Source organism: Streptomyces sp. B6B3, from assembly GCF_039871525.1.
Lineage (GTDB): Bacteria > Actinomycetota > Actinomycetes > Streptomycetales > Streptomycetaceae > Streptomyces.
The window spans coordinates 182,519-200,262 of record NZ_JBDPLU010000016.1 but is presented as its reverse complement, the minus strand read 5'-3'; the positions used below and the strand labels follow the sequence as shown (position 1 = coordinate 200,262).

Here is a 17,744-nt window from a genome sequence, read left to right as displayed (position 1 = left end):
TCGAACCGAGTCGAAGCGGACGGTGCCGTCCGCGGCGTACATGCCGATGGACCGGCTGGTGGAGCCACCGGCCTTCCCCGAGAGCCTCCGCCACGCCGAGCGTCAGCGCGTCGGGGTCCTCCGGTGGGCCGCCCCCGGTTTCATGAGGGCGACCGCTTGTTTCACAATCCCGTCAGAATCAGAGAATATCTATCATTGGTCCACGACACTTTCTCTGCGAGAGAACGATCCAGGCCCGCCGACGTCGGTCACAATCCCAGCGTCAGGCCCACGCTCGGGCGAGCGCCGTGCTGCTCAGCCCTTCGGCGGAGCCGTGCTGTTCCGCACCACGAGGGTGGTCGCGATCTCCACCCCGATCTGCGGAATCTGCTCTCCACGCCCCAGGGCCAACGCCAGTTCGGTGGCCGCCACCGCCATCTCGGTCAGCGGCTGGTGGACCGTGGTCAGCGGCGGATCCGCCCAGGCGACAACCGGCAGGTCGTCGAAGCCCACAACGCTCAGATCCTCCGGAATGCGCAGCCCGACCTCACGTGCGGCCTGATAGACACCGAGCGCCTGCAGATCGTTGGCGGCGAAGATCGCGGTGGGCCGATCAGGCCCCGTCAGCAGGGCACGAGCCGCGGCACGGCCGTCCTCGCGCGTGAGCGGGGCCCGGACAACCAGCTCAGCGTCCATCGGAAGCCCGGCCTCCAGCATCGCCGACCCGTAGCCGGCCAGCCGCGCGCGACAGCACAACACCTCGTCAGGCCCACCGATCATGGCGATACGACGGTGCCCCAACCCGATCAGATGCCGCGCCGCCGCATGTCCGCCCCGCCAGTTCGTCGCACCCACGAAGGGGACATCGTCGGGGAGCTCGGTGGTGGGGTCGAAGACGACGAACGGGATCCCCTTCGCCCTCAGCTGCTCACGCTCGGCTTCCGACAACTGCGCCACCGACAGCACACACTGCGGACGACGCCCGACCGTGTCGTCCATCGACATGCCGGTCGAGTCGTGGAGGCCGAACTCCGAGACCATGACGCCGACCCGACTCCTGCCGGCCACCCGCTCGACGCCACGGATGATCTCCACCGCCCACATGCTCTCCAGCTCGCGGAACACGAGCTCCACGACGTTGCTGCGGCTGCCCGGAGGCTTCTGGTACCCGTACTGGTTGATCAGCGCCTCCACGCGGGCCCGGGTGCCGTCGGACACGCCCGACCTGCCGTTGAGCACCTTCGACACGGTGGGGACCGAGACGCCCGCGGACTCCGCGATGTACGCGATGGTGACCGGCCCCCGCTCGTCCCCCTCGGGATCCCGCCCGTTCACCGACGACGCTCCCGACTGCTCGTGCGCCACGATCGTCCTCTCACCGCAGATCGGTCCCGCCGCAGTCACACGTCGTAGCAGAGACCCGGCCCGAGAACATCCCGCTGCTCCCACCCCCATTCTGGCACCTGGCACCATCACGCGGGCAGGAAAGTTTCGCGGTCGCCGGCCCCGGAGAGAACCATCGACCGCGCCGTGGGTCGAAGACACGTTCTCACCGGTCAGGAGCCTGCTCCATCACGGCGTGGCCGGACGGCCCGAGCTGCCCCCCCGTGTGGTCGAGAGGTGCGGGGACCGGCCGAGACGAGGGCCGCAACAGTGGAGGACCGACAGGAGATGGGGGTGTAACCCTGGGCGGCCGCGACGGCCTGCGGGGTACCGACCCGCGCGAGCAGGCCGCCCGCGGCGACGCCGGCGGACGAGGCCAGCAGCCTGCGGCGGCTGAGCCGGAACGATGACGACGACATGACTGCGGACCTCTCGTGGGGGTTTGACCAGCCCGCGGCTGGCGCTGGTACGGTCTTGGGGCCGAGGGCGGCGCGTCAGGCGACACTTGCCCGGCCAGGAGCTGTGATTCCGCGGGGCGCCAGGACTCCGGAGTCCGGCGGACCGTCAAGCACAGTGCCCGCTGCTTCATCGCCGCTCACTCTCCGGAGGGCCGAGTAGGCTCACTAAGCGTGATGGCCCGGAAACATAACTCGTATGATGTGTCGGGATCAAGAGGGCCGCCAACTCCAGACCCAGATACGGCCACTCACCCATTTACAGGGGAGTCGGCCCTGCAGGCGCACGCTCGGGCGCCGCGATACGTATGACGTATATTGACCCCGCGCTGCCGAGATGCCTATGATCCCAGGCATCTGAAACAGCCGGTTGGCGTTCGCTTGATCGAACGACGTTCGATTGTTCGGCCCGCGGTGCCCACGGGCTCTCATGACACGTACGCGCACGATTCGTTGTTCCGGTGAGGCCCCCACATCGTCAGGTTGCCGAACCCCTGAGGACGCAGGATGCCGCGTGGGCGAGCCGTACCGGCTGAGCCCGCCACGGAGTTCTCGATGTTCGCTTCAGCGCGTCGTTCCGCTCCACATCGCCCGCTCAAGGGTGCACCCGCCTCGCGCAGTCCGGCACCGCCGCCCGCCGCTGGACCTCCGATCATCAGCGGCCCCGGGCCGACCAGCGGGCAGCACCCGCGTGGCGTCCCCGTCCCCCCACAACCCTCCACCCCCACGTAGGAGTCACCATGTCGATACGACGCCGATCCCTCCTGGGCCTGGGCGCGGCCGGAGCCGTCGGCCTGAGCGCCGGCATGCTCCGTCCCGGACAGGCCCTCGCCGGTAGCACACCCACGCTCCCCTCCGCGCGACAGGCACCCACCGAACCGTTCGCCATCGGATGGCGGGAGTACCTCTGGACCCGCGACGGCCGCCAGCTCACCACCCACGTCTACTACCCGGCCACCGGCGCCGCCGGCGGCGATCCGGTCCGCGACGCGCCCATCGCCGACGGGGTCTTCCCCGTCGTCGAGTTCAGCCACGGGTGGGGCGGAAACGCCGACAGCTACGACGCGCAGGTCGAACCGCTGGCCGAAGCCGGGTTCATCGTCCCCTCCCCCAGCTTCCCCGGCACCGGCAGCCCGCAGGACGTCTACTACGGCAACCAGTCCAAGGACGTCTCCCAGATCATCACCAACACCCTCGCCCTCAACGACACCCCGGGTGACCCGTTCAACGGGCACCTGGACACCAGCGTCGGCGTCGGCGCCTCCGGCCACTCGCTGGGCGGCATGACCACCCACGGCCTGCTCACCGCCTGGCCGGACAGCCGGATCGCCGCCGCCGTCCCCATCGCCTGCGTGGACATGGGCACCCCAGCGCCGGAGGTCAGCGCCAACGTCCTGTTCATCCACGGCGACCAGGACGGCACCTGCCCCTACTCCTCGGCCCGCCAGGCCTACGACGAACTGCCCACGCCCAAGGCCTTCCTGACCCACCTCGGTCAGGGCCACGGCGAGTACCTGTACCGCGACGCCGGGACCTACCCGCAGACCACCAACACCATGCTCGACTGGTTCCGCTGGAGCCTGTACGGCGACACCGCCGCCCGCGACCGCCTCACCGCCGACGCCACCAGCCCCGGCACCGCCTGGGACTCCGCCCTGGCGTAGATCGCCTCAGCGACTCAGCGACTCAGCGACTCACCGCCCCGCCCGACGAGACATCACTCGCCGGGCGGGGCGGCAGCGACAAGGGTTACCCCCGCCACTCACCGGCCGTGCCTGGCGGACGCGGAGGCGTCGGTCGGTTGGGGGCAGCGCGGACCGCGCGGGGTGACGCCCCCAGCTCCCGGCGGCAGGACTTGTTGAATGCCTGCAGGTCGGGGATGCCGACCTGGGCGGCGATCGCGGAGATGGAGAGGGTGGACTCGCGCAGCAGGTGACGGGCCCGTTCGAGACGCCGATGCCGGATGTAGGCGATGACCGTGTCCCCGGTGGCCGCGCGGAACAGCCGGGTGAGGTGGTTGTGGGAGACCCCCGCGGCGCGGGCGATGTCCGGGATGGCGAGCGGCTCCGCCAGCCGCGACTCGATGTGGGCGATCGCGGCGTCCAGGGCCGGATGAGGGCCGGCGCGTCCGCTCTGGCGGGCGGGTGGGCTCAACTGACAGACACGCCACAGCGCGGCCCAGATCTCCGCCGTGGCACGGACCCGGGTGCTCGCCCACGCGGCGACGGCCTGGCCCATCAGCGTGGAAAGCGCGGGGAGCTCCGGGCCGGCGTCCTGCATCACGGGGACCGTACGGGGCTCGCCGGTGACCGGCAGGCGAAGGTGAGCGTACAGATGCTCTGACGGGCCCCGGTAGCGGTAGTGGCAGGTCGTGTTGGGCGGTATCACGCTGACTCGGCCCGGGCGGATCGTGTGCGGTGCTCCGTTCAGGGTGAGGTCGGCCTCATACCGGTACAGGTGCAACTGCCACAGGTCGGGCAGCCGGAACAGGTCCGCGAGCCCCGCGGTGCCGTGCACGGCTCGGCCGACCATCGTCACCACGGGCGGCTCGTCCAGGCGGACCTCGATCTCGAACACGGTGAGAATTTACCACGAATGGTGAGCCCGACCCACGCGCGGACGGCAACCGCTCCCTACGGTGGTCCCCATGACGACACCGACGATCAGGGGCAACTTGCTCAACTCAGTACAAATGGCTCATTTCGTAACACATGGTTCGCTCCGCATGGACGCCGTGGTGCCGGCTGAGATGAACGACGAGGCGATGAAGGTCCTGACATCCGACATCCCGCCAGTGCCGTACGGCACGCCGGTTGACGAGGCCTACCCGGAAGGGTCGTTCGCGCGCCGCCTCCTGGAGGTTCCGCAGGTGGCGGGCGCGCTGCACAGCCTTGTGGGGCCGCGTCCGAACGTCGACCACCACGCGGTGCACGTGAGGCAGCCGCGCGAGGGCCAGGCGCAGCCGCTGCACGCGGACGCGATCATCGACGTGCGCTCGGACGCGTTCGACGTTCAGCTCATGTACTACCCGGCCGAGGTGACGCTGGAGATGGGCGGCACGCTCAGCGTCCCCGGCAGCCACCTGCGGCGCACGAACGAGAGCGACACCGGCCGCTACCAGAACCTCAAGGGGCAGGACCGACTCGTCTGCCCGGCGGGCACCGTGGTGTTTCTACACCACGGACTCTGGCACGGAGGCCGGCGCAACGACAGCGACACCCAGCGCTACATGTTCAAGATCCGCTTCAACCCGACCGTGCGTCAGCGGCGGCTGTGGGACACCTCGGACCTGGCCGACCCGCGGGTCGTGTCGGAACTGACCACGCACTTTCCGTGGTACGAGCTCGCCACGGCCCGCCTGGAGCAGTACAACCGCGTCCTGCTGTGGCGGGCACTGACCGGCGACGCGCAGTTCGACGTCGAGCACTGGGTCACCCGTGTCTCGAACCGGCCGCAGGAGGCTGTCGCATGACCGCCACGACGCCAGCGCCGGCCACCACGACCGTCCGCCAGCAGGTCCTCGTTCTGTACCTCGGCACGTCGGCGCTGGACTCCGAGGTCATCGGCTGGGCGTGTTACGACGGGACCGGCCGCACGGCCCGGACCACGGGTGACGGCGAGGAGCCTCCCTATCCGACGGGTCTGGCCGCGCTGCGCGACGGCTGGCGCCTGATCCAGGCCTCGCAGCTCATCCCGCCCTATCCGGGACACGAGTACGACGTGTCGTTCCTGAAGCACGAGTTCCTCTTCGAGCAGCTCGTGACGCCCTGATCATCTCAAGGTGCCTTGTGCCGATTCGCCCGGCCAGCGACAGGTGCCACCCCACACCCGTCAGAGGAGACACATGGACACCCGGCCGGGGGACAGCTCAGCCACCTCCCCACCTCCCTACTACGAGGACCGCTCACCAGGCAGCGGTTGCCTGCCCGCCCGCGCCTGGTGCGCTGGCTCCGATGCCGCGCGGCTGTCGCTGAACGGGACGTGGGCGTTCCGGCTTGCGGAGACCGCCGAGGGCACCGGCACCGACCTCGTCGACGACGACGCGGACACCTCGGCATGGGGCGAGGTGACGGTCCCGGGCCACTGGGTGCTCCAGGGCCACGGCACCCCCGCCTACACCAACATCCCCTATCCGTTCCCGGTGGATCCGCCGCGGGTGCCGACGGAGAATCCCGCCGGGGACCATCGTCGGGTCTTCGATCTGCCGGACGGCTGGCCGGCGGGCGGGGAGAGCGTGTTGCGTTTCGATGGGGTGGACTCCTGTGCGCGGGTGTGGCTGAACGGGCGGGAGTTGGGCTGGTTCACCGGCTCGCGGCTGCCGCACGAGTTCGCGGTGGGCGGTCTGTTGCGCGCACGCGGGAACGTGCTGGCGGTGCGGGTGCACCAGTGGTCGGCCGGGTCCTATCTGGAGGACCAGGACATGTGGTGGCTGCCGGGCATCTTCCGTGACGTGACGCTGCTCCACCGGCCCGAGCACACACCCGCCGACGTTTTCGTGTACGCCGGTTACGACCACACCACTGGCCTGGGCAGCCTGCGGGTCGACTGTGACGTCCCCATGGGGGCACCTCCCGGGGCCCCGAGGCCCCGGGGGAGGGTCACCGTGCCCGAGCTCGGCCTGGACCTGGCGGTGGGGGAGGAGGCGCCGGCTCCTGTGGAGCCGTGGAGCGCTGAGGTGCCCCGGCTGTACGACGGGGAGTTGGCCACGCCGGGTGAGCGGATCCCGCTGCGGATCGGGTTCCGCACCGTCGGGGTGGAGGACGGGGTGTTCCGGGCCAACGGCCGCCGGATCCTTTTCCGAGGGGTCAACCGGCACGAGTTCCACCCCGAGACCGGCCGGGCGCTGGATGTCGAGACGATGCGCCGGGACGTGCTGCTGATGAAACGGCACAACATCAACGCCGTGCGCACCAGCCACTACCCACCCCACCCCGCCTTCCTGGACCTGTGCGACGAACTGGGCCTGTGGGTCATCGACGAATGCGACCTGGAGACCCACGGCTTCGGGTTCTTCCCCGGCTGGCGCGGCAACCCCGTCGCCGACGACCGCTGGATCCCGGCCCTGCTGGACCGCGCCCGGCGGATGGTCGAACGCGACAAGAACCACCCCTCGGTGGTCATCTGGTCGCTGGGCAACGAGTGCGGCACCGGCGCCGGCCTGTCCGCCATGGCCGCCTGGATCCGCGAGCGTGACCCGTCCCGCGCCGTGCACTACGAGAACGACTACTCCTACGTTGACAGCGACCTCTACTCCCGGATGTACGTCCCCCACGCCGAGGTGGAAGCCATCGGGCGCCGCGAGGAACCGCCGCTGGAGGACCCGGAGCTGGACGCCCACCGAAGCTCGCTACCGCTGCTGCTGGTGGAATACGCCCACGCGATGGGCAACGGCCCCGGCGGCCTGGCCGACTACCAGCGGCTCTTCGAGACCTACGAACGCTGCCAGGGCGGCTTCGTCTGGGAGTGGATCGACCACGGCCTGCCCAAGCAGACCGAGGACGGCCGCACCTACTTCGGCTACGGCGGAGACTTCGGCGAGGAACTCCACGACGGCAACTTCGTCTGCGACGGCCTCCTGTTCCCCGACCGCACCCCCTCCCCCGGCCTGATCGAGTACAAGAAGGTCATCGAACCCGTCCGCATCACCGGCGACGCGACGAGCGGCACCGCCACCGTCACCAACCTCCACGACGTCGCCGACCTGAGCCATCTGGCGTTCGAATGGGCCTACGAGGTCGAGGGCGAGAAGGTGGCCACCGGGCCGCTGGCCGTTCCGCCGTTGGCCCCCGGTGCCAGTGCCGACGTCACGCTGCCCGCCCCTCCCACCGCGGGTGACGACGCGGGCGAAGCCGTGTGGACCATACGGGCCGTGCTCGCCTCCGACACCGCCTGGGCGCCGCGCGGCCACGTCGTCGCCTGGGCCCAACTCCACGCCGTCCCCTGGTCGCCCCCCGCACCTCCCCGCGCGCTCGCTCCACCGAGCCGCGACGCGGACACTCTTCGCCTGGGCCCGGGCGTCTTCGACACCAGGACGGGTGAGCTGCGCGCACTCGACGAACTCAGCCTGACCCAGGGCCCGCGCCTGGACCTGTGGCGAGCACCGACCGACAACGACATGCGTGGCCCGTGGTTGGGAGAGGCCCGCCTGGGCATGCGCTGGCGCGCACTGGGCCTGAATCGTCTCCAACACCGCGTCGACGCCGTCATCGTGGGCGAGAACGAGTTGGTGGTGCGCGTCCGCGCCGCAGCAGCCGCCACCGACAGGGGCATGTACGCCGAGTACCACTGGACCGCCGATGACGATCGCCTACTGCTGACGCTCACCGTCACACCCGACGGCGAGTGGCCCACCCCGCTCCCCCGTCTGGGAGTCCTGCTGGGCCTGCCCGCCTCATACGACCACGCCACCTGGTTCGGCGGCGGCCCGGGAGAGGCCTACCCCGACACGCGCCAGGCCTCCCGCCTCGGCCGCTACACCATGACCGTCGACGGCATGCAGACGCCCTACGTCCGCCCTCAGGAGAACGGGGCCCGCGCCGACACCCGGTGGGCCGAACTCCGTGACGCCGACGGCGCTGGTCTGCGCCTCACAGCCCACTCCGCACCCCTCTGGTTCACCGCCCGACGCTGGACCAGCCACCAGCTCGACGCCGCCGACCACACCACCGATCTGGTCCCCGGGGACACCGTGTGGGTCAACCTCGACCACGCCCAACACGGCATCGGCAGTGCGTCCTGCGGCCCCGAACCACTCCCCGAGTACCACCTAGCCGCGGGTCCGGCCTCGTTCTCCGTGAGCTTCACCGCGGTGCGCGGCCGCTGAACCCACCGCCCCTACGGGCGCGACGCATGTCTCAACGATTCACCTCACTCACCACCCGCACACTGCACGAAGGGGCGCTGACGTCATGTCCAACACCAGATCTGGTCCGAGCCGGAGAAGATTCCTCGCCTCGACCGCGGTGGCGACCGCCGCGATGGGCGGCATGCCGCTGCTGTCGGCGTGCGGCAAGGGAAGCGGCGGCCAGGAGGGCCGGGTCTCCGAGGAGGAGCTGCGAACGATCCTGCCGGCCTACCGGGAGTCGGAGGTCGCCGTCGCCCCCGACATCCCCAGCAGGCACGACTCCAGTCCGGGGTTCTCGCGGTGGATCCCGCAGGACGAGCTGGGCGTCTCGGTGCCCGAGCCGCGCGGCAACGGCGGCGAGTTCACCGCCATGACCCCCCTCTGGGGCACCCCGCCCCGGCCGGGCAACGAGTTCTGGACCATGGTGGACCAGGCCATCGGCGTACGGATGCGCTGGCAGACCCAGGACGGCAACAGCTACCCGGAGAAGCTCGGAGCCACCCTCGCCGGCAGCGAGATTCCCGACCTGGTGTGCATCCCCTCATGGGACATGGTCGGTCAGATACCGCAGGCCATCAGCGGACGCTTCGCCGACCTCGGCCCCTACCTGTCCGGCGACAAGGTGCTCGACTACCCGAACCTCGCCGCCATACCCACCACGGCCTGGCAGGCATCGGTCTTCGGCGGCGCGCTGCGCGGCCTGCCCATGCCTCAGCGCCAGGTGGGTGATGACCTGCCCTTCTACCGGCAGGACATCTTCGACTCCCACGGCTGGACGACTCCGACCAGCGCCCAGGAGTTCTACGACTTCTGCCGAGACGTGACCTCCGCCCGTAACCGGGTGTGGGCCTGCGAGGACATGACCACGTTCGCCCTGAAGATGTTCGCGGTACTCCCCGGACAGCCCATGTACTGGCGCCGGGGAGACCACGGCAAGCTGGTCAACCGCGTCGAGACCGAGGAGTACGTGGAGGCGCTGGAGTGGACCCGCCGGCTGTTCGAGGCCGAGGTGGTCCACCCCGACGCCATCGCCGCCACCGGCGACGCGAGGATCCGCTTCTCGACGGGCGAGTCCCTCATGTTCGCCGACGGCGACGGTGCCTGGTACTCGACGACCGTGGAGCAACAGGGCACGAACCCCGACTTCCACATGAACGCCTTCGACTTCTTCTCACCCGACGGCGGCGAACCCCACCTGTGGGGTCGGCACGGCTCCGGCATCTGGAGCTTCATCAACAAGAACCTCCCCGAGGACCGGATCCGAGAAGCCCTGGAGATCGCAAACTTCGCCGCCGCGCCCTACGGCACGGTGGAGCAGCGGCTGAAGCAGTACGGCGTCGAAGGCGTCCACTACAGCGTCGAGGACGGCCTGCCGGCCCGCACCGAGAAGGGCAACGTCGAGGTCGTCCCGGACACCTACACGTTCATCTGCTCCCCCGCCCCCTACATCGCCCACCCCGACCTGCCGCAGGTCGTCGAAGACCTGGCGCACTGGCAACAGCGCAGCCTCCCCTACGTCCGCGATCCCCTCTTCGTCGGCCGGCAGATCCAGGAGCCGGCCCGGCTCGCCAACCTCTCCGACGGCTTCGACGACCTCCAGGCCGACGTGGTGCGCGGCCGCCAGTCCCTCAGGGACCTGCACAACGCAGTCGACGAATGGCGCCGCAACGGCGGCGACGAGCTGCGCGACTTCTACCAGCGGATACTCGACGAGGACGGAGAAACCGCCTGACCACCAGAAGCCCACCACCCACCCAACCACGGGAGTGGCGCACAGCCGCTCCGACTCCACCCCCAACCACAACGGCGTCCGTCTGGACAGCGCCGGGTCCGGGCGTCGCGGCGCGGCCAGGCCGGCCTCGTGCGGCAGAGTCACCCGCACGGGCCGCCCATCCGCCGCGGCCCACGCCCCCTCGGTGTGCGCGGTACGGAACCACCAGTCCTCGGCAAAGGATCAGCGGATCACCAGAGTCCTCATCGGTCGGTCGCCGCCCGGTCAGCCGCCGGCGACCGGGTCATCGCCGGGGGTCCGACCGGAGTTCGCTGGCGCCCCCGTCGCCACGGGGAAGTACACCGTGTACGGCTCGTCGACGACCTCGTACAGCGGACGGAAGCGGATCGAGGCCGCCTGCCCGACCGTCCGGTAACCGTGGAGCCATTGCGCCCACTGGCGCTCGTTGTCGGGAGACAGGATCGTGCCCGGCTCGTCGACATCGCCCAGGAGCAGGGACTCGACGTCCGTGAGGCCGGCGAGCACCACCGGGCCGTGGAGAAACGCGACCGTCCCCGGCTCGTCCGGAATCGGGTCGGTCGAGAGCCGGGCCGGGAGGGTGATCTCGAACTCCGTGCGTCGTCCCGCGTGTCGCAGCTCGACGAACCCGTTCACCGGCCGGACGTCGAGTGGTGCGCCGTCGCGGGCGAGCTGCGCCTCGCCGGAGACCCACGACGGGATCCGCACCCGCAGCGTCAGCTCCACGTCGCGCTCCGACTCGATGCGCAGGGCCACTCCCCAGGAGTCGGGCCGGTGTCGCGCGCCCGCCTGGCCAGCGTTGGCGTCCGGCCCGACGCGCGCCGCCGTTTCACGGCTCTCCAGGCGCACGCGGACGGGGCTGCCGTCTCGGTCGATCCGGAGGTCGGCGGGTATCAGCTGGGCCACGACGACCGCGTCGCCGTCCTCATAGAAGACGAGCGAGCTGTGCCGCGTGTGCGCCTGCACCAGCGTGCCGTGACAGCACCAGAAGTCCTCGGTCGGCGTTCCCCACCGCTTCCTGGCCCCCGCCTCGAGCGGCAGGAAGTACGTCACCATGCCGGTGCGGGGGTGCTGTTGGGCGAGAACGCCGTTGAACAGGTTCCGCTCGATGTAGTCCAGGTAGCGTGCCTCGCCGGTCCAGCGGAACAGCACGTCCGCGAGCCGAATCATGTTGTAGACGACACAGTGCTCCTGGTTCTTGTCGCCCCGGCGCGCGGCGAACTCGAACGGCGGCGTCCAGATCTCGCCCGCGGTCTGCCCGCCCGTGCAGAACGTGCCGCGTCGGTCAACCGCCCACGTCCAGTACGCGTGGACGACGTCGGCCCAGCGCGACTCGCCGGTGACCTCGAAGGCACGCGCCGCGCCGAGCACCTCGGGGATGGTGGTGTTCGCATGCATGTTGGTGAGGACATCGGTCCCGGCGACGAGACGATCGAACAGGCGCCCGCGGTAGTAGCGGCCCAGGAGATCGCGGAAGATCTCCTCGCCTGTGAGCTCGAACAGGTCGGCCCACACCTCGAGCATGCCGCCGGTCTCGACGTCCAGGATCTCGTCGAACGCCTCACGGTCGAACCGTGCGGCCCAGCGCGCGAACCAGCGTCCCGCGTTGCGTGCCACCTCAAGCGCCAGGGGGTCGGCGAGATCACGCACGGCGTCGACGAGTCCCATGAGGGTCTTGTGGATCGTGTACTGGGGCGCCCAGACCGGCCGATCATCGGCCAGGAACTCGAGATAGCGGGGAGGTACGGAGAAGACCCACTCCCCGCCGTTGGCCTGCTGGCAGCGGGCCAGCCCGCCCACCACGTCGGCGATCCGGGCGCGCAGGTGCGCGTCTCCGGTGACGGCCACCTCACGGGCTGCGGCGGACAACCAGTGGCCGACGAAGTGTCCCCGCAGCTGCCCCCCGGGCGATTCCCAGCCCCAGTGTCGCCCGACCCCGCGCTCCTCAGGGTCCTCCGACGACGGCCGCAGATGCCACAGCCGGCTCCAGATCCCCGCCTCGAGGAAGTGGTTCTGGAGGAGGTTGTCGACGGTGAGCGAGAGCAGGTACTCGCGATTGCGCTGCCGGCGCTCGTCGAAGAGTCCCGCCCTCAGCCGTACAGCGTCCAGCGGCATGGCTCGGATCGTCACCGCGGAACTCCCTTCGATGTGGTTCGAACGGCCGCCCTCCGGACCGAGGGAGCTTGACGGTCCCGACCGGAGCCCGAGGCGGCCACAAATCATCTGACTAATACCGGCGAAACCTTAGGCCCTCAGGCATCGGCACGACCACCCCGAAGCATGAGATCGCGTGCATGGGCGACGCAGGGCGGGCCCGGAACCGGCGCCCTTACGGTCCGCGCATCTCGGTCACGAGGCGACAAAGAGCGAGACAGAAAGCCTCATGCGACACGTCCGGTCGCTGCGGGTCGCCGCGATCGTTCGGGCGGCGGGGCGCCCGCTCCCGTCACCCCGCGCCCACCGGGGTGGGCGATTGAGAAACCGGAACACACACCAGCACATCTGATGAATCGATCGGCATCTCCGGCCGATCTCCCCGAGGCCGGGTCACGACCGGCGACCGGAACGACGCCGGCGTTCGGTACAGCGGCTTCTCGATGGGCGGCTTCGGCGCGCTGAAGTACGCCACCAAATACTTCGGCCCGGCGCCTCATACGACAAGCAACGCGCCCGCCTGAAACCCACGCCCGGGCCCTCCTCCGCCTCGCCCGCCAACGCATCAGCGGCCTGTTCGCCATGCTCCGAGCACCCCCCGGGCTGAGCGGGGGGGAGGGAGGACGGACGAACTCCGGCTCCCTCAGAGTTTGCCTTCCATGAGAACCGTGCGATGTCCCCCGAGCGCGCGGGAGAGACCTTCGATGAACCCGGGGCTGAAGTCGGGCCAGTCCCAGAACTCGAAACCGAGATACCCGAAGGCGAAGTAGTCATCCGACCAGGTCCACGCAGTCAGGTCACCAGGGCGCCGACAATGCGGGCAGGCGACTGCCGCGCTGCCTGTGTCGCTCCAGGCCTCGATGGCCTCACCGAAGGGTTCCCACGTACCCTCGATCTCCTCCAGCCGGTCGGTGTAGAAATCCGCCCGCCCGGCACAATGGGGACACACCGCGAACCTGGGTTCGCCCTGACCGCAGTTGAATACGGTGCGGCTGGTCTCGATCCTGAGTCCGTCGCTGGGCTCCCAGTCCTCCTGACCGACCGCCTTGGCCCACGAGGGACCGGGCGGATGCCCCGACGGCGCCCCGAGAACACAGTCGGTGAGCTCGGCCCGAACGATCCCCTCCCTGACCAGCCAGTCGAGTCCGCTGTCTGCCAGGGTGCGGGCGTCCGCATGCGTGGCGTCGAGGTCGACGACGGTCTGAAAATAGTTCCCCATGACGCAACAGTAGAAGCAGCCACCGACAGCACGTCACTGAGCCCCTTGCCAACCTCAGCTTGAGGCTGCCAGGTGGAGGGTGAGGATGGCTCTGACCAGGTCGGTGATTCGGGTGGTGCCGCACCGCGGCTTCCGCGGCAGCCGCCAGGACTTCAGGGTGGCGACGGCCTGTTCGCCAAGTGCTCGTATCCGTGCGTGGGAGCGGTTGTGGCCTTGCTGGCCGGTGGAGAGCGTCTCCCACCGACCTCGGCAGGGGACGCGGATCGTCCCGCCAGCGCCCTGATCCGCCTTGTCCGCCCAGCACGGGATGTCCTCGGTGATCAGGCCATCGATGATGCCGTGGGTGCGGGCGGCTTTGATGTCGTGGACCGCGCGGGGCAGTGCGGGTGTCTCGTGTGTCCAGGATCAAGGGTCAAGGCCCTCGGGGCTTTGGCCTACGCCTTACGGAGCCGGCCGATGATGCCGTTGATGTCGTGGGCCAGCAGTTCCTTGCGGACGTAGTGGCCGCCGGGCTCCTCGTGCGACTCGTGCGGGATGCCGGCGCCGTCGAGGAGGGCGCGGAACTCTCGCTGACCGGCGAGCACCTGGTTCTCGTTGAACACGTCGAACGGGTCGGTCGGGTCAGGGCTGGTGCCGGCCACCAGGAAGATCCGCTTGTTCCGGTAGCTCTCCAGACGCTCGACCGGATTGTCGGCGCTGATCCTGGCCTCGTCCCACGGCACGCCGTAGACCGTGGCGCCGCCCAACTCCATGGCGGCGGATGACACGTTGGCCCAGTTGACGACCGCGCCGCCGTCACGGCGCAGGCTGGCCGGGCCGGAATGGGCGCTCACCGAGGCGAAGTGGCCGAAGTATTTGGCGGCGTACTTCAGCGCGCCGAAGCCGCCCATCGAGAAGCCGCTGACCGCGCGCCCGTCGTACTCGGCGTAGGTGCGGAAGTTTGCCTCGACCCAGGGCAGCAGCTGGTTGATGTGGAAGGTTTCCCAGTTCCGGGGCCCGGTGTTCGAGCCGACCGGGTTCGAGTACCAGCCCGCGGGGCCGCCGTCGGGCATCACGACGATGAGTGGCTTGCCGGCGGTCACACCGCGGATGTCGCGCTCCGGGTCGACGTCGAACGTGGTGAAGTCTTCCAGCCCGCCGTGGAACAGGTAGAGGACCGGGTACGTGCGCCCGCTGGTGTGATAGTCGTCGGGGAGCAGCACGTTGACGCCGGGGTCCCAGTCGATCGCGTCGGTCGCGAGCCGGTAGTACCACATGCGGGCGTCGGTCTCGTCGCGTTCCACGATGTGCAGCCCGGAGCCGTCTTCGGCAGCGTGGGCCGCGGATGCCGTGGCGACGACGGCGCCGCCACCCAGCGCCATCGCGGCGGAGACTCCGCCGGCGGTCCTGAGGACATCGCGTCGGCTGGGAGGGTATTCGCTCATGTTGCCCCCTGGCATGAAGTGACGCACCGATGTGGCCGCTAACCGTGGCCCGTGGCCAGGCTAGGCAGCGCCCGGTTACACGAGCGCGCGCATCTACAGCAGCTTCGCACCTCCTCCTCGTCCACCCCGGACGGACCGCCTGTTGGTAACGCGGTGTTCGACGTTGAACGGTATGTCGGCTCGGCCAGGATCAGCTCCCCGTTGGCGTGGGGACGTCAGCCAAGGTCGAAGCGGAGCCCCAGCCGGTTGTTGACCGGTTCGTAGCCGGCGAGGTCGGGAGCGCCGTATGGGTTGGGGAGAACGGCGATGGTGCGACGGTCGCGGTCGAGGACATGGCAGACGTAGACGATGAAGTTCGTCTCGTTCGGTTTCAGCCGGGAGGCGCGTCGCACCTCGGACTCGCCGAGCACGATCTCGCCGGTGTCGCCGGCTGCCCACCGGCGAGCCCATGGATCCGGAGGCCGGACTTCCACGGGTGCTCTGCCGTCCCTCTCATGTCATGCGGCATCCCCGGCCAGACGCGTACTTCCGTCAACATCCGCGACATCGATAACCTGCTTGCGGTCGAACGATTATGCGATCATCGTCCACCAGCCCTCGACCTCTCGCCTAACGAGGAGCCCCCACATGTCCCCAACGAGATCCTTATCGACGTCCAGATCAGCCCGCGCCTTACGCCGCCTGCTGTACGGAAGCGCCACCGTGTCGACCACGGTGGCGCTTCTTGTTCTTCTCGCGCCCGCCGGCAGCGCGGCGGAGGCGGGACAGCAGACGCGGCAGGTCGAAGGGCAGGGCACGGCCGCCGCGCCCGCGGTCTACGAGTCGCGGCCCGACATCCTGCTGCAGACCTCCCTCACCACCAGCTCGACCGGGCAGCAGGACCCCAACCTGCTGCTCACCACACCAGCCAGCTTCGTGGGGCAGCCCTACGGCGGGGCGTACGGCGCCGCCGCCATCTACGACAACAACGGCCAGCCGGTGTGGTATCAGGACGGCCGCTACGCCCACCTGCGGCAGATCACCTTCCGGGGCCAGCCGGCCCTGAGCGTGTTCGACTACAACCGCGGGCAGTTCGTCATCCTGAACTCCTCCTACCAGGAGATCGCCGCGTTCGGCATGCAGGGGTACACCCCCGACTACCACCCCATGGACTTCACGGACGACGGCAGCCGCATTCTCATGACCTCCTACAACCCCGTCCAGCGCGACCTGAGCCAGTACGGCGGATCCCCCAACGCCACGGTCATGGAGATCGTCATCCAGGAGGTGGACACGGCCACCAACCAGGTCACCTTCGAGTGGAGCTCGTTCGACCACATCCCGATCGACGAGACCCACGAGCCGCTGAACCGTCCCGTCGTGGAGTACCTGCACACCAACTCGGTGGCGTACGACAACGACGGCAACATCCTCATGAGCGCCCGGCACACCAGCGCCATCTACAAGATCGACATCGACTCCGGCGAGATCATCTGGCGGTTCGGAGGTGAGGCCAACGACTTCACCTTCGCCAACCCGGCCGACATGCCGAGCTACCAGCACGACGCCACCCGCCTGCCGAACGGCAACCTCGCGGCGTTTGACAACGGCGTCGGACACTCCCCGCAGGTCTCCCGCGGCGCCGTCTGGCAGATCGACGAGCAGGCCATGACGGCCCGGCTGGTGCAGAGCATGCAGTCGCAGAACCGCTTCGCGATCGCCACCGGCTCCAACCAGCCGACCCCCAGCGGCAGCCACCTCGTCAACTACGGAACCACCGGCGCCATGGTGGAGTTCAACGGCAGCCAACAGGTGTTCACCGGCCAGTTCAGCAACGGGTACTTCACCTACTGGGCAGGCCGGACCACCAACTGGGTGGGCACCCCGGCCTCGCCGCCCGACGTCGCCGTGTCCGACCCGGACGACGACGGCGCCCTCGACGTCGCCGTGAGCTGGAACGGCGCCACCGAGGTCGACGCCTGGCGGATCGAGGCTCGCTCGGAGGACGGCGCCGGCTTCGAGCCGCTGGCGACCATCGAGAAGACCGGCTTCGAGACCGACGCCGAGGTCACCGTCCCGGACGGAGACGCCGACCGCGTGCGGGTTCGCGCCCTCGACGACAACGGCGCGGTCCTGGGCAGCCGCACCCTCACACTCGCCTGGTAACCCGCGCCGCGGCGCACCAGCGGCGTCCGCCGCCTGCCCCACACCAGGGGCAGGCGGCGGGCTCTTCCGGCAGCTGTGGCCTACCCGTCCGCCGCAGGGCCGTCCCGACGTCGCCGGGTGGTCGGAAACGGTGACCGGTCGTGCCGCCGGTGGCCCGGGCGACCCGGCAGCACGTCCTTGACATCCTCGACACGGAACCCGACCGCCACTGGCACCCGAGCGGCCTCGCCCCGCCAACTCGTCGACGTCACCCTGAGCACCATGCGCCGACAACTCGACCGATGGGCCAGCCAGGGATTCATCCACAAGGCCGGACCTGCCACCTACACCAGCCAGGACGACCTTTGCTACCAGCGCGAACACGTTAACTACCCGGCCTGGGCTCAAGGCC

General features: G+C 69.7%; 12 protein-coding genes and 1 pseudogene. 6 read left to right on the top strand and 7 right to left on the bottom strand.

All coding sequences use genetic code 11. The annotated features are described in order from the left end of the window. Positions 1-294 precede the first annotated feature (294 nt). The gene (locus tag ABGB06_RS28500) at positions 295-1,314 is read right to left on the bottom strand and encodes a LacI family DNA-binding transcriptional regulator (RefSeq protein WP_347594570.1); all 1,020 of its coding nucleotides are present in this window, start codon (positions 1,312-1,314) and stop codon (positions 295-297) included. Positions 1,315-2,557: 1,243 nt separating this feature from the next. Here ABGB06_RS28500 and ABGB06_RS28495 point away from each other — a divergent pair. Beyond that, positions 2,558-3,481: an alpha/beta hydrolase gene (locus tag ABGB06_RS28495; RefSeq protein ID WP_347594533.1), complete on the top strand. Its 924-nt coding sequence runs from the start codon at positions 2,558-2,560 to the stop codon at positions 3,479-3,481. An 85-nt stretch (positions 3,482-3,566) separates the two neighbouring features. On the opposite strand, the gene ABGB06_RS28490 is transcribed toward ABGB06_RS28495, so the two are convergent. Then, positions 3,567-4,394: an AraC family transcriptional regulator gene (locus ABGB06_RS28490; protein ID WP_347594531.1), complete on the bottom strand. Its 828-nt coding sequence runs from the start codon at positions 4,392-4,394 to the stop codon at positions 3,567-3,569. 70 nt (positions 4,395-4,464) lie between these two features. On the opposite strand from ABGB06_RS28490, the gene ABGB06_RS28485 reads away from it, so the two are divergent. The 4 genes from ABGB06_RS28485 to ABGB06_RS28470 all read left to right on the top strand — a co-directional run bounded on the left by ABGB06_RS28485 (position 4,465) and on the right by ABGB06_RS28470 (position 10,393). Continuing rightward, a complete protein-coding gene (locus ABGB06_RS28485) occupies positions 4,465-5,289 on the top strand; it encodes a phytanoyl-CoA dioxygenase family protein (RefSeq protein WP_347594529.1) in 825 nt (274 codons plus the stop codon). Then, positions 5,286-5,588: a hypothetical protein gene (locus tag ABGB06_RS28480; protein ID WP_347594527.1), complete on the top strand. Its 303-nt coding sequence runs from the start codon at positions 5,286-5,288 to the stop codon at positions 5,586-5,588. Before ABGB06_RS28485 ends, ABGB06_RS28480 begins: the two co-directional genes overlap by 4 nt. Positions 5,589-5,661: 73 nt before the next feature. Next, the gene (locus ABGB06_RS28475; RefSeq protein ID WP_347594525.1) at positions 5,662-8,640 is read left to right on the top strand and encodes a glycoside hydrolase family 2 TIM barrel-domain containing protein; all 2,979 of its coding nucleotides are present in this window, start codon (positions 5,662-5,664) and stop codon (positions 8,638-8,640) included. An 85-nt stretch (positions 8,641-8,725) separates the two neighbouring features. After that, complete coding sequence (locus ABGB06_RS28470; RefSeq protein ID WP_347594523.1) at positions 8,726-10,393, top strand: extracellular solute-binding protein; 1,668 nt, start codon at positions 8,726-8,728, stop codon at positions 10,391-10,393. 264 nt (positions 10,394-10,657) lie between these two features. On the opposite strand, the gene ABGB06_RS28465 is transcribed toward ABGB06_RS28470, so the two are convergent. The 5 genes and pseudogenes from ABGB06_RS28465 to ABGB06_RS28445 all read right to left on the bottom strand — a co-directional run bounded on the left by ABGB06_RS28465 (position 10,658) and on the right by ABGB06_RS28445 (position 15,618). Then, positions 10,658-12,541 carry a beta-L-arabinofuranosidase domain-containing protein gene (locus ABGB06_RS28465; RefSeq protein WP_347594521.1) on the bottom strand — a complete coding sequence of 628 codons (1,884 nt, stop codon included), beginning with the start codon at positions 12,539-12,541 and terminating at the stop codon, positions 10,658-10,660. 667 nt (positions 12,542-13,208) lie between these two features. Then, a complete protein-coding gene (locus ABGB06_RS28460; protein WP_347594519.1) occupies positions 13,209-13,784 on the bottom strand; it encodes a hypothetical protein in 576 nt (191 codons plus the stop codon). A gap of 54 nt (positions 13,785-13,838) precedes the next feature. Then, a pseudogene (locus tag ABGB06_RS28455) lies at positions 13,839-14,174 on the bottom strand (transposase family protein); the annotation flags it as partial. 44 nt (positions 14,175-14,218) lie between these two features. After that, a complete protein-coding gene (locus ABGB06_RS28450) occupies positions 14,219-15,208 on the bottom strand; it encodes an alpha/beta hydrolase-fold protein (protein WP_347594517.1) in 990 nt (329 codons plus the stop codon). Between the two features lie 215 nt (positions 15,209-15,423). After that, positions 15,424-15,618 carry a hypothetical protein gene (locus tag ABGB06_RS28445; protein WP_347594515.1) on the bottom strand — a complete coding sequence of 65 codons (195 nt, stop codon included), beginning with the start codon at positions 15,616-15,618 and terminating at the stop codon, positions 15,424-15,426. 292 nt (positions 15,619-15,910) lie between these two features. Here ABGB06_RS28445 and ABGB06_RS28440 point away from each other — a divergent pair, with 292 nt between their 5' ends. Next, a complete protein-coding gene (locus ABGB06_RS28440) occupies positions 15,911-17,353 on the top strand; it encodes an arylsulfotransferase family protein (RefSeq protein WP_347594513.1) in 1,443 nt (480 codons plus the stop codon). Positions 17,354-17,744 lie beyond the last annotated feature (391 nt).